The 12,537-nt window shown below is 72.9% G+C and carries 11 protein-coding genes; 3 read left to right on the top strand and 8 right to left on the bottom strand.

Annotated features, from left to right (window positions below; all coding sequences use genetic code 11):
* Positions 1-246: 246 nt before the first annotated feature.
* Positions 247-636: a hypothetical protein gene (locus tag AMIR_RS25280; protein WP_015803809.1), complete on the top strand. Its 390-nt coding sequence runs from the start codon at positions 247-249 to the stop codon at positions 634-636.
* Between the two features lie 92 nt (positions 637-728).
* Here the strand turns inward: AMIR_RS25280 and AMIR_RS39580 are convergent, their stop codons facing one another.
* The 7 genes from AMIR_RS39580 to AMIR_RS25250 form a co-directional block, all read right to left on the bottom strand.
* Entirely contained in the window at positions 729-917 is a 189-nt protein-coding gene (locus AMIR_RS39580; RefSeq protein WP_015803808.1) for a hypothetical protein, read from the bottom strand.
* Between the two features lie 47 nt (positions 918-964).
* On the bottom strand, positions 965-1,921 hold the full coding sequence (locus AMIR_RS25275; protein WP_041838334.1) for an LLM class F420-dependent oxidoreductase: 957 nt from the start codon (positions 1,919-1,921) through the stop codon (positions 965-967).
* Positions 1,922-2,316: 395 nt separating this feature from the next.
* On the bottom strand, positions 2,317-2,799 hold the full coding sequence (locus AMIR_RS25270; protein WP_015803806.1) for a GNAT family N-acetyltransferase: 483 nt from the start codon (positions 2,797-2,799) through the stop codon (positions 2,317-2,319).
* An 11-nt stretch (positions 2,800-2,810) separates the two neighbouring features.
* Positions 2,811-3,191: a hypothetical protein gene (locus tag AMIR_RS25265; RefSeq protein WP_015803805.1), complete on the bottom strand. Its 381-nt coding sequence runs from the start codon at positions 3,189-3,191 to the stop codon at positions 2,811-2,813.
* A gap of 33 nt (positions 3,192-3,224) precedes the next feature.
* On the bottom strand, positions 3,225-3,611 hold the full coding sequence (locus AMIR_RS25260) for an STAS domain-containing protein (protein ID WP_015803804.1): 387 nt from the start codon (positions 3,609-3,611) through the stop codon (positions 3,225-3,227).
* 13 nt (positions 3,612-3,624) lie between these two features.
* On the bottom strand, positions 3,625-4,539 hold the full coding sequence (locus tag AMIR_RS25255) for a Ppx/GppA phosphatase family protein (protein WP_015803803.1): 915 nt from the start codon (positions 4,537-4,539) through the stop codon (positions 3,625-3,627).
* A gap of 658 nt (positions 4,540-5,197) precedes the next feature.
* The gene (locus AMIR_RS25250) at positions 5,198-5,596 is read right to left on the bottom strand and encodes an ATP-binding protein (protein ID WP_015803802.1); all 399 of its coding nucleotides are present in this window, start codon (positions 5,594-5,596) and stop codon (positions 5,198-5,200) included.
* A gap of 133 nt (positions 5,597-5,729) precedes the next feature.
* Here AMIR_RS25250 and AMIR_RS25245 point away from each other — a divergent pair, with 133 nt between their 5' ends.
* Complete coding sequence (locus AMIR_RS25245) at positions 5,730-6,056, top strand: STAS domain-containing protein (protein ID WP_015803801.1); 327 nt, start codon at positions 5,730-5,732, stop codon at positions 6,054-6,056.
* A 49-nt stretch (positions 6,057-6,105) separates the two neighbouring features.
* Here AMIR_RS25245 and AMIR_RS25240 read toward each other — a convergent pair whose 3' ends face one another.
* Entirely contained in the window at positions 6,106-10,545 is a 4,440-nt protein-coding gene (locus tag AMIR_RS25240) for a HAMP domain-containing protein (RefSeq protein ID WP_015803800.1), read from the bottom strand.
* A 202-nt stretch (positions 10,546-10,747) separates the two neighbouring features.
* On the opposite strand from AMIR_RS25240, the gene AMIR_RS25235 reads away from it, so the two are divergent.
* Positions 10,748-12,211 carry a PP2C family protein-serine/threonine phosphatase gene (locus tag AMIR_RS25235; RefSeq protein WP_015803799.1) on the top strand — a complete coding sequence of 488 codons (1,464 nt, stop codon included), beginning with the start codon at positions 10,748-10,750 and terminating at the stop codon, positions 12,209-12,211.
* Positions 12,212-12,537 lie beyond the last annotated feature (326 nt).

Genomic DNA, 12,537 nt, shown 5'->3' with positions numbered 1-12,537 from the left:
GGACCTGCGGCCCTCCGCCGCGCGGGGGAGCCGCGGAGAGCCGGGAGGGTGACGCTCAGTACTCCGGTTCGGGGGAGTGAAGGCTGAGCCGCTGCTTGACGCCGCCCTTGCCAGGCGGCCGGTCGCCGTCACCCGGAATCCCCGCGTTAGCGGTGTTGTTGGCGCTGTTCCCCAGCACCCCGGAGACCTGGTGCGCCGGAACTGCCCGGTCCTACCCTGCTGGCCCGCCGACGAAAGGGGCCCGTCATGATCCGGACCTTCGCGCTCGCCCTCGTCTCCGCCTTCGGGCTCAGCCTGGTCGCCACCGGGACCGCCAGTGCCTGCAGCTGCTTCCCCGGCACCATCGGCGAGCACTTCGACCGGGCCGACGAGGTGTTCGTCGGGACGGTGGTGCGGGCCGGGCGGGACTTCGGGGACAGCGACGACCCGTACGACGACCGGTCCGTCTACCGGGTGAAGGTCAGCGTCCCGCTCAAGGGGGATGTGGGGGCCTGGGTGAACGTGATCACCGCGACCGACAGCGCGCAGTGCGGGCTGTGGCTCCAGGTCGGCAAGCGGTACCTGGTGTTCGGGGCCGAGGGGGAGCGGGGGAACGAGGTCGAGGCCAACCTCTGCGGTGGCACCCAACCCGTGTGACCCCCGGTCCGTGTGACACCCGGAAGAGGGGAACACCCCCAAGGGCGAACGGGGCCGCGTCGGGGGAGGAACCCCGGCGCGGCCCCGCCCGGTCAGTACTGCTGGCCCGACGGCTCGTGCGAGTACTCCTCCTCGTCGACCCCCACCAGCTCCTCGCGGTCCGCCAGCTCCTCCGCCTCGCTCAACGGCCTCGACTCGTCCACCGCGCCCAGGGCCTCCAGCTTCGCCCCGTCGGCGTCGATGAACTCGTCCACGGTCGGCTCACCCGGTTCAACAGACATGCCACCGGCTACCCGCCGCACCGCAGGTCGACACGCCCCGATCCGCCTCAGCTCAGCGCGGGCAGCAGCTCCTTCTCCGCGAAGTCCAGGAACTCCTCCTGCTGCTCCCCACCCACCTGCACCAGCGCCAGGTCCGTGAACCCCGCGTCCCGGAACCGCGCCACCGCCTCCGCGATCGCCCCCACGTCCGGCCCGCACGGCATCCCCGCAGCCACGTCCTCCGGCCGCACCGCCTGCGTCGCCGCCGCGAACCCCGTCGGGCCGGGCAGCTCCGCGTTCACCTTCCAGCCGCCCGCGAACCACCGGAACTGCTCGTGCGCCCGCCGCACCGCCGCCTCCCGGTCCGGGTCCCAGCAGATCGGCAGCTGCCCGACCTTGCGCCCGCCCCCGCCCTGGAACGTGTCCCACCCGCGCACCAGGTCCGCGTCCGGCTCCACCGCCACCATCACGTCCGCCAGCGGCGCGAACGCCTGCACCGACTGCGACCCCGACACCGCGACCGCGATCGGCACCCGCTTCTCCGGCAGGTCCCACAGCTTCGCCGAGTCCACCCGGAAGTGCTGCCCCGCGTAGTCCGAGTACCCGCCGTCGAACAGCTTGACGATGATCTCCAGCGCCTCGCGCAGCATCTCGTGCCGCACGTTCACCGGCGGCCACCCCTGCCCGACCACGTGCTCGTTCAGGTTCTCGCCCGCGCCGAGCCCCAGCGTGAACCGGTTGTCCGACAGCAGCTGCACCGTCGCCGCCTTCTGGGCGACCACGGCCGGGTGATAGCGCATCGTCGGGCAGGTCACGTACGTCATCAGCTCGACCCGCTCGGTGACCTGCGCGACCGCGCCCAGCACGCTCCACGCGTACGGCGCGTGCCCCTGCTCGGCCAGCCACGGCGAGAAGTGGTCGCTGATCACCTCGAAGTCGAACCCGGCCGCCTCGGCCCGCGCCGCGTGCCGGACCAGGTCCTTCGGGCCCGCCTGCTCGGTCATCAGGGTGTAGCCGATCCGCATGGGAGTTTCCTTCCGGGGGTGGGACGTCCGGGCGCGTTCGAGCGGGGCGCGCTGGTCGAGCGGCGGGGCGGGCTCCTCGACCCGCCCGCCCCGGACGGCGTCCGCGCGCGGTTCCCGCACGCGCCTGCCCGCGACGGCGGCGACCGGCGCGCCGCCCGCGTCGCGGACCGGGGTGTCGGGCATGGGGTGTGGTTGCCCTGGTCGGGCGGGGGCTAACCGCGCGGGAACCCGCTCGCCCGAGCCGGAGGACCCACCGCCGTGCGCACGCCGCCTCGGCGCACGCCGCCCCGGCTCACACCGCCGCGCTCACACCGCCTCGGCGCACGCCGCCCCGGCGCACGCCGCCCCGGCGCACACCGCCGCGCTCACACCGTCTCGGCTCACACCGTCTCGGCTCACACCGCCCGCGCCATGACCACCCGCGCGGCCGGGTCCAGCCCGTGCGACGCCTCGCGCGCCACCAGCTCCCGCAGCCCCGGCCCCGGCTCCGCCACCTCCGCGAACCCCAACCGCCGGTAGTACGGCGCGTTCCACGGCACGTCCCGGAACGTCGTCAGCGTCACCGCCGCCAGGCCCTCGCCGCGCGCCCACGCCCCCACGTGGTCCAGCAGCGCCGCCCCCAGCCGCTCACCGGCGCGCTCGGGGGCCGTGCACACCTGCTCCACGTGCGCCCCGCCGTCCACCACCGCGACCGCCACCCACGCCACCGGCTCCGGGTCCACCAGGACCCACACGCGCAGCGACGCCAGCACGGCCGGCGGCATCGGCTCGTCGTCCGCGATCTCCGGCATCCCGACCGCGCGGAACGCCTCACCGCCCCGCGCCTCGATCGCGCGCAGCGAGGGGAAGTCCTCGGGAACGGCCGGCCTGATCAGCACACCGCCGATCCTCAGTCCTGGGCCAGCTCCCGCTCAACCGATTTCCCGAGCTCCACCAGCAGCCGCGCCGCCAGCTCGCCCAGCTCCTCGTCCGACGCCCCGGCGCACTCCAGCTCCAGCTGCACCACGCTCCCGCCGACCCCGGCCAGCTCCGCGCGCAGCCGCGCCGCGGGACCGCCCTCGGCCAGCGGCTCCCAGGTCAGCTCCAACCGGTCGAAGTCGGCGAGCACCCGGAACTGGCGCGGGCGCCCGTCCACCGACACGATCAGCACGTCCCCGTTGACCCCGACCACCGCCAGCGGCTCCGGCAGCCACTCGGCGAGCCTGGGCGGCTCGGCCGCCGCCGCGAACACCAGGTCTGGCAGCGCCCCCACCTCACCGCGCACCCGCACCGGCCCACCCCGCTCGTGAAAGACGACTCTTCTTCAGGTCCCCGACTTCTGCTCAGGTACCCGAGGTGCCGGTGCGGAAACGGACCTGCCGGACGCCGCCGAGGCGACGTCCGGGTAGTGCGGGAACAACCGGTCCAGGTCGGTGCGCACGAACACCCTGCGCACGTGCGGCGGCACGGCGGCCAGCCGCAGCCAGCCGCCCTCCCGCTGCGCCCGCGCCCGCGTGCGCACCAGCACGCTCATCGCCTGCGCCCCGCAGAACGACACCCCGGACATGTCCAGGACCACCCGGACGCGGCCCTCCGCGATCAGCCGGTCCAGCTTCTCGAGCACCTTCCTGGCGCCCGTGAGGTCCAGCTCCCCGGCCACGTCCACCACCGCGCACCCGGTGCGGTGGGACTCGACCGACAACGCCAGCATCCCTGTTTCCCCTTCACGCCACTACGACCAACCCGTCATCCCCACCCACCACCGCCCGCTCCAGCAGCAGGCCCTCCTTGGTGGACCACGGGCATATCTCGACCACGTCCCGCGCGAGCGCGGCCATCAGCGCCTCGGCGACCGCCGCGCCCGCCGCGGACTGCTCCGCGCGGTGCCGCGAGATCCCCGGCAGCCTGGCCCGCTTGCTCGCGGGCATCCCCGCCAGCCTCGGCGACCACCGCCGCAGGTCCTCCAGCCACAGCGCGCGCCGCACCAGCGGCCCCTCGTGCTGGGGCCGGGCCCCGGACAGCCTCGCCAACTGCTGGAACACCTTCGAGCAGCCCACCGCCCGGTGGCCCGCCGCGTCCAACCCCGCCAGCTCCGCGCGCAGCCGCCGGTCCAGCTCCCGCTTGTCCACGCCGCCGCGCGTCACGGTGCGCGCCCCCAGCGGGAACGAGCGGGTGTACGACGGCGCCGCGTCGGAACCCGCCGCCACCTCCACCGTGCCGCCGCCCACGTCCAGCACCAGCAGCGGCCCGGCCGCGAAGCCGAACCAGCTCCTGGCCGCCACGTAGGCCAGCCGCGCCTCCTCCTCGCCCGGCAGCACGCGCACGTCCACGCCGGTGCGCTTGCGCACCTCGGCGAGCACCTCGCGCGCGTTCGCGGCGTCCCGGATCACCGAGGTCGCGAACGCCGCCGGGTCGGGCACGCCTGCCTGCCTCGCCGCCGCGGCGGCCGATCGCACCGCCGCGCACACGGCGGCCACTCCCTCGCGGCCGATCCTGCGGTCGCGCGTGAGCGCGCGGTCCAACCGCAGGCGGGTCTTGTGCGAGAGCACCGGGTTCAGGGGGGATCCCTCGACCACCACCAAGTGGGCGCTGAAGCACCCGATGTCCAGTACTGCCGCTCTTCCGGGTCGCCCGGCCACCGCACCTCCCCTGGCTGCACGAGAGCGGGTGCTGGGTTCCCACTCGTACAGGTGGTTAAACCACAAATTGAGCGGGGTTCGCTCGGCTAGAGCAATACCCGCAGTGGTATTCCGTGCGAAAGCCTCACACTTGCGGGCTAAGGGGACCCTAACAGCGTGGGGACTTTGTGTGGTGGAACAGCCTCCGTGGTGTGTCACACGTGCGGGGGAGTTCGGGGAAGCCCGCTTTCCCGCGTGGCGGGTCCGGCGCAGTCTCGGGGGGCAGGAGCCGCCCGCGTGCGACGCGGGCGGCTCCCCTCCGACGGCGGCGCAGTCCCTTGGGGGACAAGGGAAATCCGAACGGGAGCGCGGGCGCGGGCGGTTGCCGGGGAGCGGGCGCCGAGGTGGTCGCGCGAGCGGCCGGAGGGCGGCGGCGGGCGCGGTCGGGGCCGCGCGGAGCAGCCGCGGTCCCGCCGGGGGAGCGGACGCCGCGCAGAACGGTTCGGTCTCGCGGCGGTGGGCGTCCGCGCAGTGGGACACCCCGGAAGGCGCTTGCCCGAGCGCCCGGAGCCCCGTGGAGCAGGCCGGGGTGGCGGGTTTCACACCGTCGATCCCGACACGTCCCGAGCACGTCCCGAGCACGTCCCGAGCGCGTCCGCGCCGGTCGGCCGGGCCGGGCTCAGGCGTCCTGGCCCTCCGCCAGCTCCGCCCACACGACCTTGCCGGTCGAGGTCAGGTCCGTGCCCCACGAGCGGCTCAGCTCGCGCACGATGATCAACCCGCGTCCGCGCGCCGAGCCGACCTCCACCGGGCGCGGTTCCGGCAGCTTGCGCGAGGTGTCCGCGACCGCGATGCGCAGGCCGGACGTGGTGCGGGTCAGGGTCAGGGTCAGCGGGCCGGTCGCGTGGTCGACGCCGTTCGACACCAGCTCGGTGACCACCAGCGCCGCGTCGTCCTGCAGGTCGTCGGACAGCCCCCAGGCCCGCGCGGACTCGCCCACGACCCGGCGCGCGCGCGCCGAGGAGCCGCTCTCCGCGGGCAGGGTGACCGCCACCGGCACCACAGGCTCGTTCCGCACAATACGCTCCCGTTGATCGGCCGTAGCGGCATCGTCGCACACCCGCCTCCTCGCCCACCCAGTGGTCGCGCCCCTAGGGTCGGTGCTGCACGATCTGTGGCGGCACGAACCTCGTGCGGGAAGGCGCGGTGCGATGGACTTGCGGGTGCGCGGTGAGGAACGCGGCGACTGGAAGGTGGTCGTCGTGACCGGCGAACTGGACGCCGACACGGTTCCGGTGTTGTCGGACCACCTGGAGGAGACACCGGCCCGGCGGATCGTGGTCGATCTCGCCGGGGTGACCTTCATGGACACCACCGGGTTGTCGCTGGTGCTGGACTGGCACCGCAGGCTGGTGGACACCGGCGCGGGCGACTTCCGGCTGGCCTCGCTGCAGCCGTCGGTGCACAAGCTGTTCCGGCTCACCGAGCTGGTGGACGTGATGCGCATCCACGGCAGCGTGGACGAGGCGCTGGCCTGAGACGGGCGCGGTGGGAACGGCGCCGGGGACACCGGCGCCGTCCTCCAGGTCAGTCCTGCTCCAACCCCAGGTAGAACGCGATCAACCGCAGCAGGTGGTCCGTGTCCACCGGCTTGGTCACGTAGTCCGTCGCCCCCGAGGCCAGCGACTTCTCCCGGTCGCCCTTCATCGCCTTCGCCGTCACCGCGATCACCGGCAGGTCCTCGTAGCGGGCCATCGCCCGGATCGCCGACATCGTCGCGTTGCCGTCCAGCTCCGGCATCATGATGTCCATCAGCACCAGCGTCACGTCGTCGTACTGCTCCAGCGCCCGCACCCCGGTGATCCCGTTGTCCGCGTAGATCACCTGCAGCCCGTGCAGCTCCAGCACGCTGGTCAGCGCGAACACGTTGCGCAGGTCGTCGTCGACGATCAGCACCTTCTCGCCGTGGAACCGCATCGGCGCGGGCGGCAGCTCGGCGGGCGCCACCACGGCCTCGGCGGGCTCGTCCACCGGGGTCAGCAGCTCCGGCAGCGCCTCCGGCTCCGGCCGCACGTCCACCAGGCTCTGGTCGCCCAGCGGCAGGTAGAGCGTGAACGTCGAGCCGAAGCCGGGCTCGCTGCGCACGTCCAGCCTGCCCTCCAGCAGCGCCGACAGCTCCCGGCTGATCGACAGGCCCAGGCCCGTCCCGCCGTACTTGCGGCTCGTGGTGCCGTCGGCCTGCTGGAACGCCTCGAAGATCACCGACAGCTTCTCCGCCGGGATGCCGATGCCGGTGTCCTGCACGTCGAACGCCACGCTCGGCCCCGCCGTGCGGATGCGCAGCCGGATCTCGCCCTCATGGGTGAACTTCACCGCGTTGGACAGCAGGTTGCGCAGGATCTGCTGGAGCCGGTGCTCGTCGGTGTGCAGCGTGGACGGCACGTCCGGCTGCACCGACACGTCGAAGCCCAGGCCCTTCTCGGCGGCCAGCGGCAGGGTCAGCGACTCCACGTACCCCACCACGTCCGACACCCGCACCGGGTCGGTCTGCACCTGCATGTGCCCGGACTCGACCTTGGTCAGGTCCAGGATGTCGTCGATCAGCTGCAGCAGGTCCGTTCCGGAGGAGTGGATCGTGCGCGCGAACTCCACCTGCTTGGGGTTGAGGTTCCCGTCCAGGTTGTCGGTCAGCAGCTTCGCCAGGATCAGCAGGCTGTTCAGCGGCGTGCGCAGCTCGTGCGACATGTTCGCCATGAACTCCGACTTGTACTTCGAGGCCGACGACAGCTGCCGCGCCCGGTCCTCCAGCTCCACCGAACCGGCCCGCAGCTCCTCGGTCAGCCGCTGCGACTCCACCAGCAGGCTGTCCGTGCGCGCGTTGGCCTGCATGGTGTTCACGTTGACGCCGATGTTCTCCTTGAGCTGGTCCAGCAGGTCCAGGTGGCCGTGCCCGAACTCGCCGAACGAGGCCAGCTCGATCACGCCCAGCGCCTCGCCCTGGAACATCACCGGCACGATCACGATGCTCGCGGGCGTCGCCGCGCCCAACCCCGAGCCGATCTCCAGGTAGCCGCGCGGCACGGACGAGACCACGACGGTCTTGCGGTCCGCCGCGACCTGACCGACCAGCCCCTCGCCGAGCTGGAACCGCTTGGGCCGACCGCCCGCGCGCCGCCCGTAGGTCGCGGTCAGCTCCAGCGCCCCGGACTCCTCGTCGACCAGGTAGAACGCGCCGTGCTGCGCCCCCACCAGCGGGGTCAGCTCGCTCATCACCAGGCCCGCCAGCGCGTCCAGGTCCCGGTGGCCCTGCATCAGGCCGGACAACCGGGCCAGGTTCGTCTTGAGCCAGTCCTGCTCGCGGTTCGCGCGGGTGGTCTCCTTGAGGTTGGAGATCATCCGGTTGATGTTGTCCTTCAGCTCGGCGACCTCGCCCGAGGCGTCGACGGTGACCTGCCTGGTCAGGTCGCCCTCGGTCACCGCCGTGGCCACCACCGCGATCGCGCGCACCTGCGTGGTCAGGTTGCCCGCCAGCTGGTTCACGCTCTCGGTGAGCTTCTGCCAGGTGCCGGACACCCCGTCGACCTCGGCCTGACCGCCGAGCTTGCCCTCGGTGCCGACCTCCTTCGCGACGCGGGTGACCTCGTCGGCGAAGGAGGAGAGCTGGTCGACCATCGTGTTGATGGTGGTCTTGAGCTCCAGGATCTCGCCGCGCGCGTCCACGTCGATCTTGCGGGTGAGGTCGCCGCGCGCCACCGCCGTGGTCACCTGCGCGATGTTGCGGACCTGGCTGGTGAGGTTGTTCGCCATGAAGTTGACGTTCTCGGTGAGGTCCTTCCAGGTCCCGGCGACGCCGGGGACGCGGGCCTGGCCGCCGAGGCGGCCGTCGGTGCCGACCTCGCGGGCCACGCGCGTGACCTCGTCCGCGAACGCGGACAGCGTGTCGACCATGCGGTTGATCGTGTCGGCCAGCGCGGCGATCTCGCCCTTGGCCTCGACGGTGATCTTCTTGGACAGGTCGCCGCCCGCGACCGCCGTGGACACCAGCGCGATCGACCGCACCTGGCTGGACAGGTTGTCCGCCATGACGTTGACGTTGTCGGTGAGGTCCTTCCAGGTCCCGGCGACGCCGGGGACGCGGGCCTGGCCGCCGAGGCGGCCGTCGGTGCCGACCTCGCGGGCCACGCGCGTCACCTCGTCGGCGAACGAGGAGAGCTGGTCGACCATCGTGTTGATCGTGCTCTTGAGCTCCAGGATCTCGCCGCGCGCGTCGACGGTGATCTTCTGGGACAGGTCGCCGCCCGCCACCGCCGTGGTCACCTGGGCGATCGACCGCACCTGCGCGGTGAGGTTGTTCGCCATGAAGTTCACGCTGTCGGTGAGGTCGCGCCAGGTCCCCGCGACGCCCGGCACCTGCGCTTGGCCGCCGAGGCGCCCGTCCGTGCCGACCTCGCGGGCGACGCGCGTGACCTCGTCGGCGAACGAGGAGAGCTGGTCGACCATCGTGTTGAGGGTCTCCTTGAGCTCCAGGATCTCCCCGCGCGCGGTCACCGTGATCTTCTGCGACAGGTCGCCGCGCGCCACCGCCGTCGCCACGCCCGCGATGTTGCGGACCTGGCTGGTGAGGTTGCCCGCCATGAAGTTCACGCTGTCGGTGAGGTCGCGCCACGTCCCGCCGACGCCCGGCACCTGCGCCTGACCGCCGAGCCGCCCGTCGCTGCCCACCTCGCGGGCCACGCGGGTGACCTCGGCGGCGAACGAGGAGAGCTGGTCGACCATCGTGTTGATCGTGGTCTTGAGCTGGAGGATCTCGCCGCGCGCGTCCACGTCGATCTTCTGCGACAGGTCGCCCTGCGCCACCGCCGTGGTCACCTGCGCGATGTTGCGGACCTGGCTGGTCAGGTTGCCCGCCATCGAGTTCACGCTCTCGGTGAGCTTCTGCCAGGTCCCCGAGACGCCCTCGACCTCGGCCTGGCCGCCGAGCTTGCCCTCGGTGCCGACCTCGCGGGCCACGCGCGTGACCTCGTCGGCGAAGGAGGAGAGCTGGTCGACCATGGTGTTGAGGGTGTTCTTGAGCTCCAGGATCTCGCCGCGCGCGTCGACGGTGATCTTCTGGGACAGGTCGCCGCGCGCCACGGCCGTCGCGACCTGCGCGATGTTGCGCACCTGGGCGGTGAGGTTGCCCGCCATGAAGTTGACGTTGTCGGTGAGGTCCTTCCAGGTGCCCGCGACCCCGGACACCTGGGCTTGGCCGCCGAGGCGGCCGTCGGTGCCGACCTCGCGGGCCACGCGCGTCACCTCGTCGGCGAACGAGGAGAGCTGGTCGACCATCGTGTTCATGGTCTCCTTCAGCTCCAGCATCTCGCCCGCGACGGTGATGGTGATCTTCTGGGACAGGTCGCCCTGCGCCACCGCGGTCGCCACCTGCGCGATGTCGCGGACCTGGGCGGTGAGGTTGCTCGACATGAAGTTGACGTTGTCGGTGAGGTCCTTCCAGGTGCCCGCCACCCCCGGCACCTGGGCTTGGCCGCCGAGGCGGCCGTCCGTGCCGATCTCGCGCGCCACGCGGGTCACCTCGCCCGCGAACGTGCGCAGCGTCGACGTCATCGAGTCGAAGCTGTCCACCAGCGCGGCCAGCTCCCCGCGCGAGCTCACGGTCAGCTCCTGCGACAGGTCGCCGCGCGCCACCGCCGCCAGCACCCGGCTCAGCTCGGTCGTCGGCGCGCTCAGGTCGTCGATCAGCCCGTTCACCGAGTCGGTCGCCATCGCCCAGCCACCGGGGCCGCCCGCGCCGGGGCTGAGCCGCTCGCCGAGCCTGCCCTCCTGCCCGACGGACTGCCGCACCCGCACCAGCTCGCCCACGAGCGCCTGGTTGCGCTCGGAGATCTCGTTGAACACCGCGGCCACCTCGGCGAACCTGCTGCCGAACGGCACCACCAGGCGGCGGCGGAAGTTCCCGTCGCGCATCTCCCTCAGCGCGGCCAGCAGCCGGTCCAGGGTCACGTCCGTGTCGTCCCGAGCGGTCGTCACTCCAGCCTCCGAATGTCCAGCGGGTCTCGCGCTGCGCGGTGGTGCGGGGCCGCGGGCCGGTGCCCCGCGGTCCCGCGCCGCCGCGCGGTTGGTTTCGCGCTCCGGCCGCAGCCTCTCCGGGCAAGCCTGCCACTGTCCGACCGGCCGTGTGCCGGTGCGGTCCGATAAGTTGGGGACCGACCCGACACATCAGGAGCCGGAGATGGCCCAGGGGTATTGGCGCGGGGCCGGACAGGGGCCCGCCGCGGGTGCCGAGGGGGGCGGTCAGGAGGGCACGGCGGAGGGCTTCACCCCGGAGAGCCTCACCCCGGAGAACTGGCGCCTGCTCGTCGGCGGGCTCCACGAGGCCGTCGTCGTGCTGGACCCGGAAGGCGTGGTGCGCCTGGCCAACCCCCCGGCCGAGGCGCTGTTCCCGGACGCCCGCGTCGGCGTCGTCGCCGCGCCCGGAGGGCGGTCGCAGCAGCTCGGGGACGGGTGGGTCGCGCACTACCGGACGCCCGAGGACTTGCTCGACGGGGTGACCAGGCGGCTCGACGGGGCGGTGGACCGGGACGACGCGCTGCGGGCGGTGGTCGAGCTCGCGCCCGCAGGTCACGCGGTCGTGGTGGTGCCGGGGCAGCGCGGCAGGCTGGAGTGGTGGCGGCGGTCCTCGGGTGGGGACGTGGTGGTGAGCCGGGGGACGCGGCAGGTCGCCGAGGGCGTGCCGGGGCTGACGGACGTGCTGGACGGGGTGCGGGAGAGCGTCGAGCTGGTCGAGCCGGGTGACGCGCCCTGGGCGCTGCAGGCGGGCGCGCCGACCAAGGCGACCGCCGTGCCGCTCACGCCCGGCGCCGCGCTGGTGTGCTTCGGGCCGTCGGGTGACGCGGAGCTGCTGCGCCGGTTCGCCGAGCGCGCGGCGGCGGCGATCGCGGCGGGGGAGCGGTTCGGGGAGCAGCGGCGGACCGTGGACGCGCTGCGCGCGGGGCTGCTGCCGACGCCGCTGCCGCAGGTCGCGGGGGCGCGGCTGGCGCAGGTGTTCGAGCCCGCGCACCGGGCGACCATGATCGGTGGCGACTTCTACGACGTGCACCCGAGGGACGACGGGAGCGCGGCGTTCGCGCTGGGGGACGTGGCGGGCAACGGGGTCGAGGCGGCGGTGCACAGCGGGCGGGTGCGGCAGAGCCTGCACACGCTGCTGCTGGTCGAGCAGCGGCCCGCGCAGCTGTTGCACTTGTTGAACACGGCGTTGCGGGCGGCGGGGAGCAGGTTGTTCACCACGATCGTGGTGGGCACGTTCGTGCCGGTGCAGGCCGGGGGGCTGCGGATGACGCTCGCGGCCGGTGGGCACCCGTCGCCGCTGGTGCTGCGGACGGGTGGGCGGGTGGACGAGATCGCGGTGCGCGGGGGGATCGTGGGGGTGCTGCCGGAGGTCCGGTTCAGCCAGGCCACGGTGACGTTGTCGCCGGGGGAGACGTTGTTGCTGTACAGCGATGGGGTGACGGAGGCCCGGTCTCGGGGGGATCGGGCGGAGCTGTTCGGGGACGAGCGGTTGTCGGAGGCCCTGGCGGGGTGCGCGGGGCTTGGGGCGCAGGAGATCGCGGAGCGGTTGCGGGGGGTTGTGTTCGAGTGGTTGGGGGATGCGGAGCATGACGATCTGACGTTGTTGGTGGTGCAGGCGGAGGGGTGAGATTCCCGGAGGGGGTGGGGTGGGTAGGGGAGGGGAGGGGAGGGGGAGTGGGACGAGTCGCAAGTCAAGATCAAGAGCTGAAGATCAAGAGCTGAAAAGCACGCCTCGCCGGCGGGGCAGACCTCCAAAAAAGAGGGGACACGGGCTCTGCCGGCCGGTGACCGTTGGGGCGGTGGTCCCGTTTACCACTGCGGTGGGTGGGGTCCCTCTTCTCCGTTTGGCCTCCTTTCAGGCAAGCACGCTCGTCAAGACGCCGTATGACTGTGCGGTCTTCCGGGCAGTGCGGCGGCATCTTGACGAGCGTGCTCGGGCTTCGCCAGGCCAAA

The organism is Actinosynnema mirum DSM 43827 (assembly GCF_000023245.1).
GTDB lineage: Bacteria > Actinomycetota > Actinomycetes > Mycobacteriales > Pseudonocardiaceae > Actinosynnema > Actinosynnema mirum.
This window is presented reverse-complemented; position numbering and strand designations above follow the sequence as displayed.

What these genes read in the sequence shown, in the direction of transcription:
- AMIR_RS25280 (WP_015803809.1), top strand. Translation starts at nt 247, where the DNA reads ATGATCCGGACCTTCGCGCTCGCCCTCGTCTCCGCCTTCGGGCTCAGC.
- AMIR_RS39580 (WP_015803808.1), bottom strand. Translation starts at nt 917, where the DNA reads ATGTCTGTTGAACCGGGTGAGCCGACCGTGGACGAGTTCATCGACGCC.
- AMIR_RS25275 (WP_041838334.1), bottom strand. Translation starts at nt 1,921, where the DNA reads ATGCGGATCGGCTACACCCTGATGACCGAGCAGGCGGGCCCGAAGGAC.
- AMIR_RS25260 (WP_015803804.1), bottom strand. Translation starts at nt 3,611, where the DNA reads ATGCTGGCGTTGTCGGTCGAGTCCCACCGCACCGGGTGCGCGGTGGTG.
- AMIR_RS25245 (WP_015803801.1), top strand. Translation starts at nt 5,730, where the DNA reads ATGGACTTGCGGGTGCGCGGTGAGGAACGCGGCGACTGGAAGGTGGTC.
- AMIR_RS25235 (WP_015803799.1), top strand. Translation starts at nt 10,748, where the DNA reads ATGGCCCAGGGGTATTGGCGCGGGGCCGGACAGGGGCCCGCCGCGGGT.